The following is a 16,498-nucleotide window of genomic DNA, read 5'->3' as shown; positions in this document are numbered from 1 at the left end:
GCTATGGTCGCAAGGCATGCGCCCGGAGATTCTCTTTCCCCTGTTCACGTCGGTCTCCACGCTCAAGGGCGTGGGCCCACGCGTCGCGCCGCTGGTCGAAAGGCTGGCGGGGCCGATCGTACGCGATGTGCTGTTCACCGCCCCTACAGGCCTGATCCGGCGGACGACCACGACGGTTGACCAGGCCGTCGAGAACCAGGTCCAGACCTTCCTGGTGACGATCGACGGCCATCAGCCGCCACATCGCCTGGGTCAGCCCTGGAAGATCCGAGCCTGGGACGGCACGGGGTTTCTGACCCTGGTCTGGTTCAAGGGTCACGGGCCGCACCTGGAGCGCCAGCACCCCAAGGGCGCGCGCCGCGCGGTCAGCGGCAAGGTCGAGCGGCCCGAAGGCTTCGCCTCTGAACTACAGATCGCCCATCCCGACTACATCGTCGCCGAGGAGAAGGCCGGCGACATTCCCCTCGTCGAGACCGTCTATCCCGCCACACAGGGGCTGCCCTCGCGGACGTTCCGCAAGTTCGCGCTGGAGTCGCTGGAGCGCGCGCCCAAGCTCGCCGAGTGGCAGGACGCCGCCTGGCTGGACCGGGAGAAACTGCCAAGCTGGCGCCAGGCCCTGGCGGCGCTCCATGCGCCGACCAGCGAGGCCGACCTGTCGCCTCTGGCGCGTCCGCGCCGACGCCTGGCCTATGACGAGCTCCTGGCGCACCAACTGGCGCTGGCCCAGCGCAAGGCCGCCCGCCGCTCACACCCGGGACCGCGCATTCCGGCGGGTCCGTTGTCCGAGGCGGCGGAAAAGGCTCTGCCCTTCAAGCTGACGGGCGCGCAGATCCGGGCGCTATCCGAGATTCGCGGCGATCTGGCTTCCGGCGAGCGGATGAGCCGTCTGCTGCAGGGCGATGTGGGCTCGGGCAAGACGGTGGTCGCCATGCTGGCCATGGCGGACGCGGCCAGCGCTGGCCTGCAGTCGGCTCTGATGGCCCCGACCGAGATCCTGGCCCGCCAGCATTTCGAGACCATCGCCGCGCCGCTTGAGGCCTTGGGCCTGTCGGTGATCTTGCTCACGGGCCGCGACAAGGGCGCCGGCCGCGCCGCAAAGCTCGCCGGCCTCGCTTCGGGCGCGCATCATATCGCCGTTGGCACCCACGCTCTCTTCCAGGACGACGTCGCCTTCAAGGCCTTGGCCTTGACCATCATCGACGAGCAACACCGCTTTGGCGTCAATGAACGCCGCCGCCTGCAGGACAAGGGCCCCTCCGGCGAAGATTGGGGCGTTCATCTGCTGGCCATGTCCGCCACGCCGATCCCCCGCACCCTGGAACTCACCGTCTTTGGGGATCTAGACGTCTCGCGCATCGACGAAAAGCCGCCGGGCCGCACGCCGGTGGCCACCCGCGCCGCGCCCACGCCTCGCGTCCCTGAGATCGTCGAGCGCCTGCGCGGCGCGATCGCCGGCGGCGCCCAGGCCTTCTGGATCTGTCCGCTGGTGTCGGAGTCCGACAAGGTCGACCTGCGCGCCGCCGAGGACCGCGCCGCCGACCTCGCCCAGCACCTGCCGGGCGTCGGCCTCGTCCACGGACAGATGCCGCCGGCCGAGAAGGATGCGGTCATGCAGCGCTTCGTCGACGGCGAGGTCAGCGTGCTGGTCGCCACCACGGTGGTCGAGGTCGGCGTGAACGTGCCCAACGCCAGCATCATGGTCATCGAGCACGCCGACCGCTTTGGTCTGGCGCAGCTGCACCAACTGCGCGGGCGGGTGGGCCGGGGCACGCGCGAGAGCTCTTGCGTGCTGCTCTATGACCCGCCCCTGTCAGAGGTGGCCCAGCAGCGTCTCGACATCCTGCGGCGCAGCGACGACGGCTTCGAGATCGCCGAGAAGGACCTGGAACTGCGTGGCGGCGGCGATCCGCTGGGCCTGAAACAGAGCGGCTTCCCGGCGTATCGCCTGGCCGATCCCGTCGCGCACCGCGACCTGATCGCTGTCGCCGCCGACGACGCCCGCCTCATTCTGGCCCGCGATCCGGATCTCACCTCGCCGCGCGGTCAAGCCGTGCGCGCGCTGCAGGAACTGTTCGACTGGAAGCCGACCTCGACGCTGAACGAGGCCGGTTAGGCGAAGCGGTCAGTGCGCCGCTGCGCCCTTGCGGTGATGCCAAAGGTGCATCAGGCCCGCCAGCACGCCGCCGATGGCCAGACCAACGACGGCGGATCCCAGGGCGAAGGCTAGCCAGCCCGTCAGCCCCCCCACGACTGGCGCCTGCCCGGCCCAATGCGAAAGGCCCTCCACCCAGTGCGGGATGGGCGTCAGGTGGAAGTGTTCCAGGCCGTGCACGATGATGCCGCCGCCGACCCACAGCATGGCCGCCGTACCGATCACGGTCAGGGCCTCCATGGTCACCGGCATGGCCTTAACGAGGCCGCGCCCGAAAGCTTGAGCGCCCTTGTTCTGACGGCGGGACAGGTGAAGACCAATGTCGTCCATCTTCACGATCAGCGCCACCGCGCCATAGACCACCACGGTCAGCAGCACGCCGACCAAGGCCAGCGCCCCAGCCTGCATCGGCAGGCTGAGATGGGCGACCTCGGCCAGAGCAATCGCCATGATCTCGCCAGACAGGATCAGGTCGGTGCGGATCGCCCCATCGACCTTCTGTTTCTCGAGCTCGGGACCGCTCAGCGCCAGTTCCTCAATCGCTTCGCCCTCGGCCTGGGGCGTGAACGCCTCCAGCACCTTCTCAGTGGCCTCGAAAGCAAGGTAGGCGCCGCCGACCATCAGGATCGGTGTCACCGCCCAGGGCGCGAAGGCCGATAGCAGCAGAGCCCCTGGCAGCAGGAAGATCAGCTTGTTGCGCAGCGAGCCCACCGCGATCTTCCAGACGATCGGCAACTCCCGATCGGGGGTGAAGCCCATGGCGTAGCCCGGCGTCACCGCAGCGTCATCGACCACCACGCCCACGGCCTTGGTTCCAGCCTTCCCGGCGGCGGCGCCGACATCGTCCATCGAGGCGGCGGCGAGCTTGGTGATAGCCGCGACGTCATCGAGCAGCGCGGCGAGGCCGGAGGGCATGGGAGATCCTGTTTCAATCGCGTGAGCCAGCCGTGGGTAAGGCGCGCCGGCTCCGCCGTAAAGTGCGCAGGCTCTTGCGTGACGCTGGGTGAAGACAGGAACCATCCGACCATGGACGTCGTAACAGCCCTTAACCTGCTCGCCCCTCGCCTGTCGCCGGCCGCGACCGGAGCCCGTAACGCGCGACGGCTGTCAGGCGGCGCAAGCCTTGAGACCTGGGCCTTCGATCTGAGCGACGGCACGCCTTTGATCCTGCGTCGCCGGCCGGACGGCGCCCTGCCCCGCGAGACGGCCTTGCCCTTGGCGTCCGAAGCCGCGCTGATCCGCGCGGCGGCGGCCTCCGGCGCTCCGACCCCAGGCGTCGCCCACATCTGTGAGCCTGAGGATCATCTCGGCGAGGCCTATGTCATGCTCCGGCTCGAGGGCGAAACCCTGGGTCGCCGCATCGTCCGCGATGACGCCTTCGCCACGGTTCGTCCGGGTCTGGCGCGCCGCTGCGGCCATGTCCTGGCCCAAATCCACGCGACGCCGACAGACGGCCTACCGCCCTTGGCGACCTCGGACGCCCGTGGCGAGCTGGCGCGCTACGAGGGGGTGTATCGCGAGCTGGCCGCGCGTCGTCCCATCCTGGAGGCGGCCTTCCGCTGGCTTGGCGCCGCCGCGCCACCGCCGCCCGAGCGTCCGGTGCTGGTTCATGGCGACTTCCGAAACGGCAACCTGATGATCCATCCGGACCATGGCTTGGTTGGCGTGCTCGACTGGGAGCTGGCGCATCTGGGCGATCCCGCCGAGGACCTGGGCTGGATCTGCGTCAATTCGTGGCGGTTCGGCGAATGGCGCAAGCCGGTGGGCGGCTTTGGCGACTATGACGAACTCCTGGCCGGCTATGGCGGCGACATAGCGCTGGATCGCGTCCGGTTCTGGCAGGCGCTTGGCTCGCTGAAATGGGCGGTGATGTGTCTGATGATGTACCAGAGCTTCGCCACCGGCGCGGACCGCTCGATCGAGCGCGCGATGATCGGGAGGCGCACCAGCGAAGCCGAGATCGATCTCGTGACCTTGATGGAGCAAGCGGCGTGATCACCCATCCAACCGCCGCCGAACTTGGCCAAGCGGTCGCCGCATTCGACGCCGAAGCGGCGTCGCCCGGCGACGCTCGCCACGTCTTCCTCTCCCGCGTGGCCGACAACGCGCGCGCCATCCTGGCGCGTGAAGCCGCGCATGGCGCCAGGCTAGAGGCCGAGGCCACCGAGCGCCTGGTGGGTTTGCTGGGCGAAACTGACGACGTCGAGACGCTCAACGCCCGGCTTTGTGACGCGCTGGAAGCCGGCCGGCTCGCGCCGCTGGACGCCCGGGTCCTGGCGCATCTTCGGGAGACGGCGATCGCCCAGATCGCGATCGACCAGCCGCAGTACGGGGGCCTAGCCGCCTTGCTCGACGCCGGCGACCGGGCTTAAGGGCCGACCGATCCTGGCCTCGGCGCGCGCCAGGGCGTCGGCCTCGATGTCGGCGTAGAACAGGTTGAACGCGTCGACCTTGCGCCGGTCCGCCCAGGACCCCGTGTCACGGAGCGCGTTGGACTTGGGCCGGCTGGTGCGCAGCAGCCCGTTCTCGCACCGCGCCGAGACCTGACGCTGCAGGAAGGCCGGGCGGGCGCCCCAGTCGAGGCCCGTCGCGTTGGCCGCGCCCAGGTTCATGCGCGCCGGCGCGCGCTCGGTCGTAACAGCGCCCAGCAGAGGGTTGAAGCACAGCGGCTGGCGATGCTCGAGGTTCACCAGTTGGTCCGCCCCGTCCCAGACCAGGGAGCGTCCGATCAGCTCCTGCGCCGCGCGGAAGTCGCCTTCCTGGGCCGAGGCCCAGGCGGCGACGCAGCCGGTCCGTCCACGGTCCCGACACGCGGCCAAGGGCGCGCCCGCGCCGTACTCGTCAGCGGGGACGATGGTCTCGATCAGATAGGCCGCCACTAGGCGGCGCTTGAGCTCGGGCTTGCCGGCGATCTCCTCGCGCAGCAACCGCGCGACCATCGAGCCGCCCTGCTCGACCCCGACGATCACAAAGGAGCGGTCCTGACCGTAGCGCGCGACATAGGCCCGGAAGGCCTGAAGCACGTCGCCATAGGCGAAGCGGCGGGCGTCGCGGGCGTCATCGCGCAGGGTCAGGTAGGTGTAGAGGCTAGCCTGCCGATAGCGCGGGGCGAACAGCCGCCCGACGCGCTCGAACGGTCCGGCGTAGTTGGGAAGCACCACCCTGGCCAGGAAGCGCTGCGCCTTGGGCTGGTCTATGCCGCCATTCCAGTCACGCCCACCGTCGAAGGTCGTGGGATGAACGAAGAACACGTCGACCGGCGGGTCGCCCGCGCCCGGCGCCTCGGCGCGGGCCGGCAATAGCGCCCAGGCCTCCCGCTTGCCGTAGTCCGGCGCGGGCGGCGGCTTGTAGGTCAGGAACGGGACCTTGGGGTCCAGCGCGTTGCTGAGGATGTCGTAGCGCCAGATGAAGGCCGCCGCGAGAAGCAGCGCCAGGAACAGCGCCACCCCTGCGAAGATCCAGCGTTTGAAGCCCGTGAACGAACCGCCCATGCGCCTGGGTTACACCAAGCCTTGTGCGGCTTTAAGCCCCTTCCTGGCCGATGATGGCGACCGAGCAGACATTGCTGGCCGGCGCGCCACCCAGGTTATGGGTCATGCCGAAAACCGGGTTGGTCAACTGTCGCTCGCCGGCGCGACCTTGCAGCTGCAGATACATCTCGTAGAGCATCCGCAGGCCCGACGCGCCGATCGGGTGACCGAAGCACTTCAGACCGCCGTCGATCTGGCACGGCACGCCGCCGTCGGCGTCGTAGAAGCCGTCCAGTACGTCGCGCCAGCCCTGGCCCTCGGGCGAGATAAAGAGGTCCTCCATCGTCACCAGCTCGGTGACCGAGAAGCAGTCGTGCACCTCCATCATCGAGATCTGCTCGCGCGGGCGCTCGATGCCGGCCTCGCGATAGGCCTTGCCGGCGGCGATGCGGGCGGTGTGGAAGTGGCTGCCGTCCCAGCCGTTGTACTGGCTCTCGTAGCCGTTCGAGACCGACAGCTGCAGAGCCTTGACCGTGACCAGGTCGTGCTTGCCCAGCGCGCGGGCGATCTCCGGCGTGGTGACGATCGCGGCCGCCGCGCCGTCCGACACGCCGCAGCAATCGAACAGGCCCAAGGGCTCGGCGATCAGCGGCGCGTTCAGGGCCTGCTCCTCGGTGATCGGCTTGCGCAGGTGGGCCTTGGGGTTCTTGGCGCCGTTGGCGTGGCTCTTGACCGAAACGTGGGCGATGGCCCGCTTGAGGTCTTCCTTGGAGACGCCGTGCTTGGCGCGGTAGGCGCTGGCCAGCTGGGCGAAATTGCCGGGGGCCGAGCCATTGGGCATCACCTGCGGGCTCAGCGTGCCGGGGTTGGCGACCGGCAGACCGCCATAGCCGGTGTCCTTCAGCTTCTCGACCCCGACCGCCAGGGCGATGTCGGCCGCGCCGGCCGCCACGGCGTAGACCGCGCCACGGAAGGCTTCCGAACCCGAGGCGCAGAAGTTCTCGACGCGGGTGACGGCGATGTTGGGCAGACGCAGGGCGATGGACAGCGGCGTACCGCCCTTGCCCGAACCGATCTCGTCGATGTGGGTCGAGAACCAGGCGGCGTCCAGCTGGGTCGGCTCGATACCGGCGTCCTGCATGGCCTCCAGATAGGCCTCGACCATCAGGTCGTCAGGACCGGCGTCCCAGCGCTCGCCGAACTTGGAACAGCCCATCCCGAGAATGGCGACCTTGTCGCGAATACCTTGAGGCATGTCGGTCTCCCTATTCGGCGGCCTGAATTTTTGTGGATTGAGCAGATTGAGCGGCGATGGCGGCGCGGTCGGGCGTCGCCTTCCAGAAGTAGCGGACGAAGCCGCGCTTCTCGTCGACTTCCTTGATGCGGAACACCATCCGCACCGGAAGGCCGGTCTCGACGTCGCCCGGCGACACGTCGGTGATGTCCATCATGATCCGCCCGCCGCCGTCGAAGACGACCATGCCGTAGTGGTTCGGCGGAGCCATCGAAAACGTAAGATAATCCGCAGAGTAGCTGAGAATGCTCGCGCGTCGCTCGGCGAACTTGTACGGCTCCTGGGTGTCGACGGCGGGATTGTTCGGCGCCACCGAGATGCGGGTGCGCGGGAACTGGATGACGCCGGTCTCGCGACAACGGCCGCCCACCAGGCCCAGGATCATGTCCTTGTTGCGATAGAGGGTGGTCAGGGCCGTCTTGTTGTCCTTCTCGGCCCGCATCCCCTTCTCCCAGTCAACAAGGCCGTTGAAAGTAAGGAATTTCAGATAGTTGGTCTCGACTTCTCGATCAGCCAAAGACCCCGTCACGCCGCGCGCCGGGCGCGTTCCCTCGCCGGTGGCCCGGAACACCAGGGCCTCGGCGCCTTGGCCGAATTGGGCGACCAGGATGACCTCGCCGGCCTTGGCCTGCTCCAACGCATGGGCCAGCATGATCGGGCCATGCGCGCAGCCGGCCTCGCCCATGACGGCGGCGAGGTTGTCGCGAACCGCCTCAGGCTTGATCCCGACCGACTTGGCCACGGTGGCGGCCATGCCCGCGAACGTAGACGGGAAGCAGAAATGATCGATATCCGAGGCGCTTAGCCCCGAAACCTCCAGCGCCTTGCGGACCGCCGGCGGAACCAGCTTGACGATCCCCTCGTCACGGATCCACCGCTCTTCCCAGTAGTAGTCGAAGCCGCCGTCATCGCCCCGGAAGTGGTCGACGAAGTCGTCGGTGACGCTGCCGCGCCCCAGGAACTCGGCTGCGCCGGGACCGTCGGAGATCACGAAGGCGGCCGCGCCGTCGCCGAAGTCCAGCTCCTGGGCCGACACGGCGCGCGCCTTGCGGTGCTCGCCCACCGCGACCAACGCGGTTCCGCCGGCTGCGAGCGCCTGCCCCAGCGCCGTCAGCCCGCAACGCTGCGAGCCCGTCACGTCGCTGGCGGTGATCGACTTTTCCAGGGTGAGCGCGGCCGACACGACGCCTGCGTTCAGGCGGTCAGCGAACGGCGCGGTCGTCGAGGCGAAATAGAGGCTGTCGATGTGCGAGCGATCGTCATCGGACCCAAGCGCGTCGCGCGCCGCCTCGACCGCCATGGTCAGGGCGTCCTCGTCCCAATTGGCCATGGACCGCTCGCCCTTGCCCTTGGCCTTGAGGTTGGGTGCGACCCAGGCGTTGGCCTCGGTCACGGCCTTCCGGCTCAAACGCAATCGCGGCGCATAGGCGCCCCAGGCGGCGATGCCGACCATTTCTCGCTCCCTGCCTGCCGGGCTGAACCCGACTTATCGGCGTTCAGCTTACGCTCGCGGAAATGGACGGCAACCGTGCCCCGACGTTAGCGGACCACGCTCACCGGTAGGGGTCGTCGGTGTTCAGATAGCCGGCCACATAGTCGGCCACGCCGTCTTCCAGCGCGGTCATCGGCGCGTCGTAGCCGGCGGCGCGCAGGCGGCTCATATCGGCCTGGGTGTAGTACTGGTATTTGCCGCGCAGCACCTCAGGCATGTCGATATAGGTGATGTCGGGCTTGCGGCCCGCGGCCTCGAAGGTGGCGACGGCCAGATCCCGGAACGAGCGCGCCTGGCCCGAGCCGAGGTTGAAGACGCCGTTCACGGCGGGGCTCCCAGCCAGCCAGCCGATGACGTCGACCACGTCGCGGACATAGACGAAGTCGCGCAGCTGACCGCCGTCCTCGTAGTCCGGGTGATGCGACTTGAAGAGCTTCACGCCCTCGCCAGCCGCGATGCGCGGCCAGATCTGGGCCACCACCGACTTCATGCCGGCCTTATGGTCCTCGTTGGGGCCATAGACGTTGAAGAACTTGAGCCCCGCCCACTGGGCCGGCGCGCGGCCACGCTGGGCCTCGCGCACGGCGTAGATGTCGAACAGAGCCTTGGACCAGCCATAGGCGTTCAGCGGACGCAGGGCCTTTAGAGAGACCAGATCGTCCTCGCCGTCGAAACCCAGCGCGCCGTCGCCATAGGTGGCCGCCGAGGAGGCGTATATCAGCCGCTTGCCGTGCTGGGCGCACCAGTCCCACAGGTCCCGTGACAGGACGAAGTTGGACTGCACGATCTTGTCCGCGTCGACCTCCGTGGTCGACGAGACAGCGCCCATGTGGATCACGAGCTCGACCTCGGCGCCGCGCTTAGCGAGCCAGTCGAACAGCTGCTCGGGCGCAACGAAATCGGCGACCGGGTGCTTGGCGATGTTGCGCCACTTGCCGCTGGCCGCATCGCGCAGGCGATCGCAGACCACGACATCCAGCGCCGGATCTTCGCAGAGCCGCGCGACGATGTTCGAACCGATGAAGCCGGCGCCGCCGGTGACCAGAACGATGCGGCGGCTCATGCTCAGGCCGCCTTGGTCAGGGCGTCATAGCGCAGCAGGTTGGCGACCAGGGCCTCGAACTGGTTCATTGGCACCATGTTCGGGCCGTCGGACGGCGCGTTGTCGGGATCGGGGTGGGTCTCGATGAAGACGCAGGCCACGCCGACGGCGACGGCGGCGCGCGCCAGGGTCGGCACGAACTCGCGCTGGCCGCCCGAGGACGTGCCCTGCCCGCCCGGCTGCTGGACGCTGTGGGTCGCATCGAACACCACCGGGCAACCGATCTCTTTCATGATCGGCAGGGCGCGCATGTCGCTGACCAGGGTGTTGTAGCCGAACGAGGCGCCGCGCTCGCAGGCCATCACGTTCGGGTTGCCCGCGCCCGTGACCTTGGCGATCACGTTCTTCATGTCCCACGGCGCCAGGAACTGCCCCTTCTTGATGTTGATCGCGCGGCCCGTCGCGGCGGCGGCCAACAAGAGATCGGTCTGGCGGCAGAGGAAGGCCGGGATCTGGATGACGTCGACGGCCTCGGCCACGATCGGACAGTGGCTGGTCTCGTGCACGTCGGTCAGGGTCGGCAGGCCGGTGCCCTCGCGAATCTCCTGGAAGATCGCCAGGCTGTCCTTCAGACCGATGCCCCGCTGGGCGTTGGCCGAGGTACGGTTGGCCTTATCGTACGAGGTCTTGTAGATCAGCCCAACGCCGAGACGCGCGGCCATCTCCTTCAACGCGTGCGCCGTTTCCAGCGCATGCTGGCGGCTTTCCATCTGGCAGGGGCCGGCGATGATCGACAGCTTCTCGCCGTTGCCGATGCGAACGGGAGCGCCGGTCGGAGTCTTGATCTCGACGACGGCGTTGGGGGCGACGGCTTTCGGCTGATCCACGGCGGCTATTCCAGCGTATTAGGGCTTCGGGCGCCCCAGAGGTGACCCTTGGGACGAGACGGTGCAAGTGCGGAACGACTCTGGCGACAGCAAGGCGGGCTCTGGCGCCGTCATCGTGTGGTTTCGCAAGGACCTGCGCATAGCCGACAATCCGGCCCTGCGCCATGCCGCGCTGACCGGTCGTCCGGTCATCTTGCTCTATATCCTCGACGAGACGCCCGGCGTGCGCCCCATGGGCGGCGCGTCGCTGTGGTGGCTGGACAAGTCGCTGAAGAGCCTCGCCCAAGACCTTGAGAAACTTGGCAATCGGCTCGTCCTGCGCAAAGGCGTGGCGGCGCGTGTACTCGCCGATCTCATCGCAGAGACCGGGGCGGACGCGGTGGTCTGGAACCGGCTGTATGATGAAGCCGGCATCGCACGCGACAAGGCGATCAAGGCTGAACTCAAGGACAAGGGCGTTGATTGCCAGAGCTTCAACGCCGGCCTGCTGAACGAGCCCTGGACCGTCCAGAACGGTTCGGGCCAGCCCTACAAGGTCTTCACCCCCTACTGGCGCGCGGCGCGCGAGCGGCTTGGCCTCGTCGAGGTCGCTCCCGCCCCCACCCAGTTGACCGCGCCCTCCAGGCTTCCACGGACCGAGAGCCTGGCCGACTGGGGGCTGCATCCCAGCAAGCCCGACTGGTCGACGGGCTTCGACCTCTGGACTCCTGGCGAGGCCGGCGCCCATGCGCGGCTCGACGCGTTCCTGAAAGGACCTGTCAAGGGCTACGGCGACCAGCGCGACATCCCCGGCGTTGAGGCGACGTCCAAGCTCTCGCCGCACCTGCACTTCGGCGAGATCGGCCCGCGGCAGGTCTGGCTGGCGACCCGCGGCCCCGCCGACCAGGGCGATATCCCGGCGGCCGAGGCTGACAAATTTCTCTCCGAACTGGGCTGGCGCGAGTTCAACCACGCGATCCTGTTCCATTGGCCGCACATGCCGAGCCGCAACTTCAAGCCCGAGTTCGACGCCTTTCCCTGGGTCCAGGACGACGCGGCGCTGCGCGCCTGGCAGACCGGCCAGACCGGCTATCCGATCGTCGACGCCGGGATGCGCGAGCTCTGGACCACCGGCTTTATGCATAATCGCGTGCGCATGATCGTGGCCTCGTTCCTGATCAAGCACCTGATGATCGATTGGCGCGAGGGAGAGGCCTGGTTCTGGGACACCCTTCTGGACGCCGATCTCGCCAACAACGTGGGCAATTGGCAGTGGACGGCCGGCAGCGGCGCGGACGCCTCGCCATACTTCCGAATCTTCAATCCCATAGCCCAAGGCGGGAAGTTCGACCCCAAGGGCGACTATGTTCGACGCTGGGTTCCGGAACTTCGCAACGTCTCGGACGATGTTATCCACAAGCCGTGGACTAAACCCCTGCATCTGCCGGCCGGCGCCAAACGTCTCTATAGCCGACCGATCGTCGACCACGCCCTGGCGCGGGCGCGAGCGCTAGAGGCCTATCATAGCCTCTAGCCGCGCGCGGGGTTTACGAGCCGGTCGCCAACGGCCTTAACTAGTGTGTAACCGCATGCGAGATCCCGACTTGCAAACCGCGCTCTGGAACGACCCTGATCTGCGAACCGCGCCCACGGCGTTTCGTGCGGCCCTGCGCGTCATCGACGGCGCCTGGGACGCCGGCTCGATCACCTGGATCCTTCCGACCGGCAAGGTCTTCAAGGTCACGGGGCCAAACCCTGGCCCCGATGCAACGCTTAAGGTCAATGATTACAACTTCATGCGGCGGGCTTTTACGTCCGGCGCGATCGGCTTCGCCGAGGGCTTCATGGCGGGCGAGTGGGAAACCCCCGACCTGTCGGCCGTCCTGGAGGCGTTCTCGCTGAACTTCGACAAGCTGGGCGCGCTGGTGTCGGGCAACCCGCTGATGCGGGCCCTTCACGGGCTCTACCACCTCTTCCATCGCAACAGCCGTTCGGGCTCGCGGAAGAACATTCACGCCCACTACGACCTCGGCAACAGCTTCTATTCGCAGTGGCTGGACCCGACGATGACCTATTCCTCGGCGCTGTACGAGCGCCCGGGTCAGTCCCTGCCCGAGGCCCAGCGCGCCAAGTACGCGGCCCTGGCCCGTACGATCGACCTAGCGCCGGGCAAGCACGTCCTCGAGATCGGCTGCGGCTGGGGCGGCTTCGCCGAGTTCGCCGCCAAGGAGGTCGGGGCCAAGGTCACCGGGATCACCATCTCCCAGGCTCAGTACGATTTCGCCCGCAAGCGGCTGTTCGAGCAGGGACTTTCCGAAAAGGCCGACATCCGGTTGGTGGACTATCGCGATGTCGAGGGCCGCTATGACGCGGTCGCCTCGATCGAGATGTTCGAGGCCGTGGGCGAGGAATACTGGCCGGCCTACTTCAGCAAGGTGCGCGACGTGCTTGTCCCCGGCGGCCGCGCCGGCCTGCAGATCATCACGATCCGCGACGAGCTTTTCGACGAGTATCGCGGCCAGACCGATTTCATCCAGCGCTACATCTTTCCGGGCGGCATGCTGCCTAGTGAGGCGCGCCTGAAGGAAGAGACTGAGCGAGCGGGTCTGGAATGGAGCGATCTCAAGCGCTTCGGTCAGAATTATGCCGATACCCTCGCCGAATGGGCCCGCCAGTTCGAGGCGGCCTGGAGCGAGATCCGCAAGGATGGCTTCGATGAGCGTTTCCGTCGTCTGTGGCGGTTCTATCTCAGCTATTGCGAGGCCGGGTTCCGGACGGAACGCACCAACGTCATCCAGCTGGGCCTCAGCCGAGCGTAGTTGATAAGCCGTTAGGCTTAGTATGCGCCGCAGACATCTTGTGGATAAGGGTATAAGCCGCTCAACGCGCTAAGCCTTTCACCGCTCAGGTCGCGCGCCTTCAGGAAAACTGGGGTTGCGCATCGACCTCGCGGCACGATTTACGAACGATCCGCAAGCCGCCTCCGAGGATCGCCATGACCGCCCTGCCCAGCGTCCTCGACGCGATCGGAAACACGCCCCTGATCCGCCTGGCTCGCGCGAGCCAGATCACGGGCTGCGAGATCCTGGGCAAGGCCGAGTTCATGAACCCGGGACAGTCGGTGAAGGACCGCGCCGCCCTCGCGATCATTCGCGACGCGGAGGCCAAGGGCCTGCTGAGGCCCGGCGGCCGGATCGTGGAGGGCACGGCGGGCAACACCGGCATCGGCCTGGCCATGGTCGCCTCGGCGCTGGGCTACAAGACGACCATCGTCATCCCGCGCACCCAGAGCCAGGAGAAGAAGGACGCCATCCGGTTGCTGGGCGCCGAACTGGTCGAGGTGGACGCTGTCCCGTACTCCAACCCCGACAACTATGTCCGCTATTCCGGGCGCTTGGCCGACGAACTCGCCAAGACAGAACCGAACGGCGTGATCTGGGCCAACCAGTTCGACAATACCGCCAACCGCGACGCGCACTATCGCAGCACAGGCCCGGAAATCTTTGAGCAAACAAGCGGTAAGGTCGACGGCTTCATCTGCGCCGTCGGCTCGGGCGGCACGCTGGCCGGCGTCGCCGCCGCGCTGCGTGAACGCAAGCCCAGCGTCAGGATCGGTCTGGCCGATCCCTACGGCGCGGCGCTGTACGCCTGGTACAAGGACGGCGAACTGAAATCGGAAGGCTCCTCGATCAGCGAGGGCATCGGCCAGGGTCGGATCACGGCCAATCTCGAGGGGCTGGCGATCGACGATCCGTTCCGCGTCTCCGACGAGGAGATGCTGGAGGTGCTCTATGACCTCGTGCAACACGAAGGCCTCTGCCTGGGCGGATCGGCCGGGATCAATGTCGCCGGCGCGATCAAGCTGGCCAAGGCGATGGGGCCCGGCCACACCATCGTGACGGTGCTGTGCGACCACGGCTCGCGCTACCAGTCCAAGCTCTTCAACCCCGTCTTCCTTAAGGAAAAGGGTCTGCCGACGCCGCCCTGGATGTAGCTTGCGATCGGGGCCCGCGGGGGCGATGTTGCCCGCCCCGCAACGTGGCGAGTCAGACCCCGAAAGGCGCCCCATGAGCACCCCGTCCGATCCGCTGGTCACCACCGCCTGGTTGGCCCAGCATCTCGACGCTCCCGACGTGCGCGTGGTCGACGCTTCCTGGCACATGCCCGCCGCCCAGCGCGACCCGCACCAGGAGTTCCTGGCGGCGCATATTCCAGGCGCGGTGTTCTTCGACATCGACGAGATCGCCGACGAGACCACCGACCTTCCCCACATGATCCCGACGCCGACCAAGTTCGCCTCGCGGGTTCGCAAGCTGGGCCTGGGCGATGGCTCGCGGATCGTGGTGTACGACAGCACCGGAATCCTGCCGGCGGCCCGCGTCTGGTGGCATTTCCGGGCGATGGGTCACGAGGACGTCGTGGTGCTGGACGGCGGGCTTCCCAAGTGGATCTCCGAGGGTCGCACGATCGAGGATGGTCCGGCCTTTACGCAAGAACGGCACTTCACGCCGCGCTATCAGGCCGACGTCTATCGCTCGCTCGAGCAGATGCGCGACATCGTGGCCACGGGTCGCGAGCAGGTCGTCGATGCGCGCGCTGCGGGTCGCTTCGAGGGCGTCGATCCGGAACCCCGCGCGGGCCTGCGCGGCGGCCACATGCCTGGAGCCCGCAACATCCCCCTGTCGGCCCTGATCGCGCCGGACGGGACCATGCTGTCGCCGGAAAAGCTGAAGCCGGTCTTCGAGGCCGCCGGCGTGGACATCAACAGACCTGTGGTCTCGACCTGCGGCTCGGGCATCACCGCCTCGGTCGTGGCCCTGGCGCTAGCGCGCATGGGCAAGCCCCGTTCGGCGGTCTATGACGGCTCGTGGACGGAATGGGGCGGCCTGGCGGATACGCCGGTCGTCACGGGCCCCGCCCAATAGCCTGCTGCGCTGCTGAGAACCGCCATGGATGAAGAAACTCGCCTGATCCACACGGGCTCAGAGCCCGCTCGCCTGGGGCGCACGGTCAATCCACCGATCCAGCGAGGCTCGACCGTGCTGTTGCCGGACGCCGCCTCGCTCTATGACGACGACCAGCTGACCTACGGCATCACGGGTCTCTCCACGCCCGTGGCGCTGCAGAACGCCTTGGGCGAGCTGGAGGGCGCGACGAACGTCACCCTCTATCCTTCGGGCCTGGCGGCGATCACCGGCGCCATGCTGGCCGTGCTGAAGGCCGGCGACGAGGTGCTGGTCGTCGACAGCGCCTACAAGCCGACGCGCCGCTTCTGCGATCGCGTGCTGGGCCGGTTCGGCGTCACGACGCGCTACTATGACCCGAAGCTCTCGCCCGAGGCGCTGATGGGCCTGGTGACGCCGAGCACCCGCCTGATCGTGCTTGAAGCCCCCGGCTCGTTGACCTTCGAGATGCAGGACATCCCGGCCATCGCTCAGGCGGCGAACGCACGCGGCGTTCTGACTCTGATCGACAACACCTGGGCGGCGGGGCTGCTGTTCAAGCCGCTGGTGCATGGCGTCACCCTGAGCGTCCAGGCCCTGACCAAGTATGTCGGCGGGCACTCCGACTGCTTCATGGGTTCGGTCGCCACCCGAGACCACGCCGTCGCCAAGCTCTTGGGCGATGCGATGTGGGACATCGGCTGGTCTGTGTCGTCCGATGACGCCTACACCATGCTGCGCGGCCTGCGGACCCTGGCGACGCGCCTGCCCCGCCACGCGGAAAGCGGCCTTGCCATGGCGCACTGGTTCCAGGAGCGGCCCGAGGTGGCGCGGGTGCTGCACCCCGCCCTCCCCGGCGACGCCGGACACGCGATCTGGAAGCGCGACTTCACCGGCGCCTGCGGCCTGTTTGGAGTCGTCTTGAAGCCCTGTTCGCAGAAGGCCGTCCACGCCTTCCTCGACAGCCTGAAGCTCTTTGGCCTGGGCTTCTCGTGGGGCGGTTATGAGAGCCTGGCGCTGAACTGCGACCCGCAGCTTGGCGCGCGATCGATCCCGGTCGAGCTGGAAGGTCCGCTGCTGCGCTTCCACATCGGGCTGGAGAACATCGAGGACCTCAAGGCCGATCTACGCCGGGGCTTTGAGGCCCTCGCAGCCGATCAGGCCTAGGGTCAGCTTCGAAAATTCAAAGCGCCGCTTTCAGAGGAAATCGGCGCCTGCCGCGGTTGCGGATGATGCGAG

14 protein-coding genes are annotated in these 16,498 nt (G+C 67.7%); 8 read left to right on the top strand and 6 right to left on the bottom strand.

The genetic code is table 11. The annotated features are described in order from the left end of the window. Nucleotides 1-16: 16 nt before the first annotated feature. Complete coding sequence (gene recG / locus CA606_RS09340) at nt 17-2,113, top strand: ATP-dependent DNA helicase RecG (RefSeq protein ID WP_096051381.1); 2,097 nt, start codon at nt 17-19, stop codon at nt 2,111-2,113. 9 nt (nt 2,114-2,122) lie between these two features. Here recG and CA606_RS09335 read toward each other — a convergent pair whose 3' ends face one another. Then, nucleotides 2,123-3,067, bottom strand: a complete 945-nt coding sequence (locus CA606_RS09335) for a DUF808 domain-containing protein (protein WP_096051382.1) — start codon at nt 3,065-3,067, stop codon at nt 2,123-2,125. Between the two features lie 111 nt (nt 3,068-3,178). Here CA606_RS09335 and CA606_RS09330 point away from each other — a divergent pair, with 111 nt between their 5' ends. Beyond that, nucleotides 3,179-4,147 (top strand): phosphotransferase family protein, encoded by a 969-nt coding sequence (locus tag CA606_RS09330; RefSeq protein WP_233282193.1) that lies wholly within the window; start codon nt 3,179-3,181, stop codon nt 4,145-4,147. Beyond that, on the top strand, nt 4,144-4,524 hold the full coding sequence (locus CA606_RS09325) for a DUF6285 domain-containing protein (RefSeq protein ID WP_096051384.1): 381 nt from the start codon (nt 4,144-4,146) through the stop codon (nt 4,522-4,524). Before CA606_RS09330 ends, CA606_RS09325 begins: the two co-directional genes overlap by 4 nt. Here the strand turns inward: CA606_RS09325 and CA606_RS09320 are convergent. From CA606_RS09320 to kdsA, 5 genes are all read right to left on the bottom strand, one after another. Then, nucleotides 4,489-5,643, bottom strand: coding sequence for a DUF3089 domain-containing protein (locus tag CA606_RS09320; protein WP_096051385.1), 1,155 nt, complete (start codon nt 5,641-5,643; stop codon nt 4,489-4,491). The genes CA606_RS09325 and CA606_RS09320 overlap by 36 nt on opposite strands. A gap of 31 nt (nt 5,644-5,674) precedes the next feature. Beyond that, nucleotides 5,675-6,877, bottom strand: a complete 1,203-nt coding sequence (locus tag CA606_RS09315; protein WP_096051386.1) for an acetyl-CoA acetyltransferase — start codon at nt 6,875-6,877, stop codon at nt 5,675-5,677. A 10-nt stretch (nt 6,878-6,887) separates the two neighbouring features. Further along, entirely contained in the window at nt 6,888-8,369 is a 1,482-nt protein-coding gene (locus CA606_RS09310) for a hydroxymethylglutaryl-CoA synthase family protein (RefSeq protein ID WP_096051387.1), read from the bottom strand. A 100-nt stretch (nt 8,370-8,469) separates the two neighbouring features. Further along, nucleotides 8,470-9,471, bottom strand: a complete 1,002-nt coding sequence (gene rfaD / locus CA606_RS09305) for an ADP-glyceromanno-heptose 6-epimerase (RefSeq protein ID WP_096051388.1) — start codon at nt 9,469-9,471, stop codon at nt 8,470-8,472. A 2-nt stretch (nt 9,472-9,473) separates the two neighbouring features. Further along, on the bottom strand, nt 9,474-10,337 hold the full coding sequence (gene kdsA / locus CA606_RS09300) for a 3-deoxy-8-phosphooctulonate synthase (protein WP_096051389.1): 864 nt from the start codon (nt 10,335-10,337) through the stop codon (nt 9,474-9,476). Nucleotides 10,338-10,398: 61 nt separating this feature from the next. On the opposite strand from kdsA, the gene CA606_RS09295 reads away from it, so the two are divergent. The 5 genes from CA606_RS09295 (at nt 10,399) to metC (ending at nt 16,426) form a co-directional block, all read left to right on the top strand. Then, complete coding sequence (locus tag CA606_RS09295) at nt 10,399-11,850, top strand: cryptochrome/photolyase family protein (RefSeq protein ID WP_096051390.1); 1,452 nt, start codon at nt 10,399-10,401, stop codon at nt 11,848-11,850. Nucleotides 11,851-11,893: 43 nt separating this feature from the next. Next, a complete protein-coding gene (locus CA606_RS09290; protein ID WP_181242868.1) occupies nt 11,894-13,135 on the top strand; it encodes an SAM-dependent methyltransferase in 1,242 nt (413 codons plus the stop codon). A 176-nt stretch (nt 13,136-13,311) separates the two neighbouring features. Further along, nucleotides 13,312-14,310 (top strand): cysteine synthase A, encoded by a 999-nt coding sequence (locus tag CA606_RS09285; RefSeq protein ID WP_096051392.1) that lies wholly within the window; start codon nt 13,312-13,314, stop codon nt 14,308-14,310. Nucleotides 14,311-14,383: 73 nt separating this feature from the next. Continuing rightward, nucleotides 14,384-15,241: a 3-mercaptopyruvate sulfurtransferase gene (sseA, locus tag CA606_RS09280; RefSeq protein ID WP_096051393.1), complete on the top strand. Its 858-nt coding sequence runs from the start codon at nt 14,384-14,386 to the stop codon at nt 15,239-15,241. Between the two features lie 24 nt (nt 15,242-15,265). Beyond that, nucleotides 15,266-16,426 carry a cystathionine beta-lyase gene (gene metC / locus CA606_RS09275; RefSeq protein WP_096051394.1) on the top strand — a complete coding sequence of 387 codons (1,161 nt, stop codon included), beginning with the start codon at nt 15,266-15,268 and terminating at the stop codon, nt 16,424-16,426. The last annotated feature ends 72 nt before the right edge of the window (nt 16,427-16,498 follow it).

Origin of the sequence: Caulobacter vibrioides (genome assembly GCF_002310375.3) — a bacterium.
In the GTDB taxonomy this organism is placed as follows: domain Bacteria; phylum Pseudomonadota; class Alphaproteobacteria; order Caulobacterales; family Caulobacteraceae; genus Caulobacter; species Caulobacter vibrioides_D.
This window is presented reverse-complemented; position numbering and strand designations above follow the sequence as displayed.

Coding starts and splice junctions, on each gene's coding strand:
- recG (WP_096051381.1), top strand. CDS start 17: ATGCGCCCGGAGATTCTCTTTCCCCTGTTCACGTCGGTCTCCACGCTC.
- CA606_RS09335 (WP_096051382.1), bottom strand. CDS start 3,067: ATGCCCTCCGGCCTCGCCGCGCTGCTCGATGACGTCGCGGCTATCACC.
- CA606_RS09330 (WP_233282193.1), top strand. CDS start 3,179: ATGGACGTCGTAACAGCCCTTAACCTGCTCGCCCCTCGCCTGTCGCCG.
- CA606_RS09320 (WP_096051385.1), bottom strand. CDS start 5,643: ATGGGCGGTTCGTTCACGGGCTTCAAACGCTGGATCTTCGCAGGGGTG.
- CA606_RS09315 (WP_096051386.1), bottom strand. CDS start 6,877: ATGCCTCAAGGTATTCGCGACAAGGTCGCCATTCTCGGGATGGGCTGT.
- CA606_RS09310 (WP_096051387.1), bottom strand. CDS start 8,369: ATGGTCGGCATCGCCGCCTGGGGCGCCTATGCGCCGCGATTGCGTTTG.
- rfaD (WP_096051388.1), bottom strand. CDS start 9,471: ATGAGCCGCCGCATCGTTCTGGTCACCGGCGGCGCCGGCTTCATCGGT.
- CA606_RS09285 (WP_096051392.1), top strand. CDS start 13,312: ATGACCGCCCTGCCCAGCGTCCTCGACGCGATCGGAAACACGCCCCTG.
- sseA (WP_096051393.1), top strand. CDS start 14,384: ATGAGCACCCCGTCCGATCCGCTGGTCACCACCGCCTGGTTGGCCCAG.
- metC (WP_096051394.1), top strand. CDS start 15,266: ATGGATGAAGAAACTCGCCTGATCCACACGGGCTCAGAGCCCGCTCGC.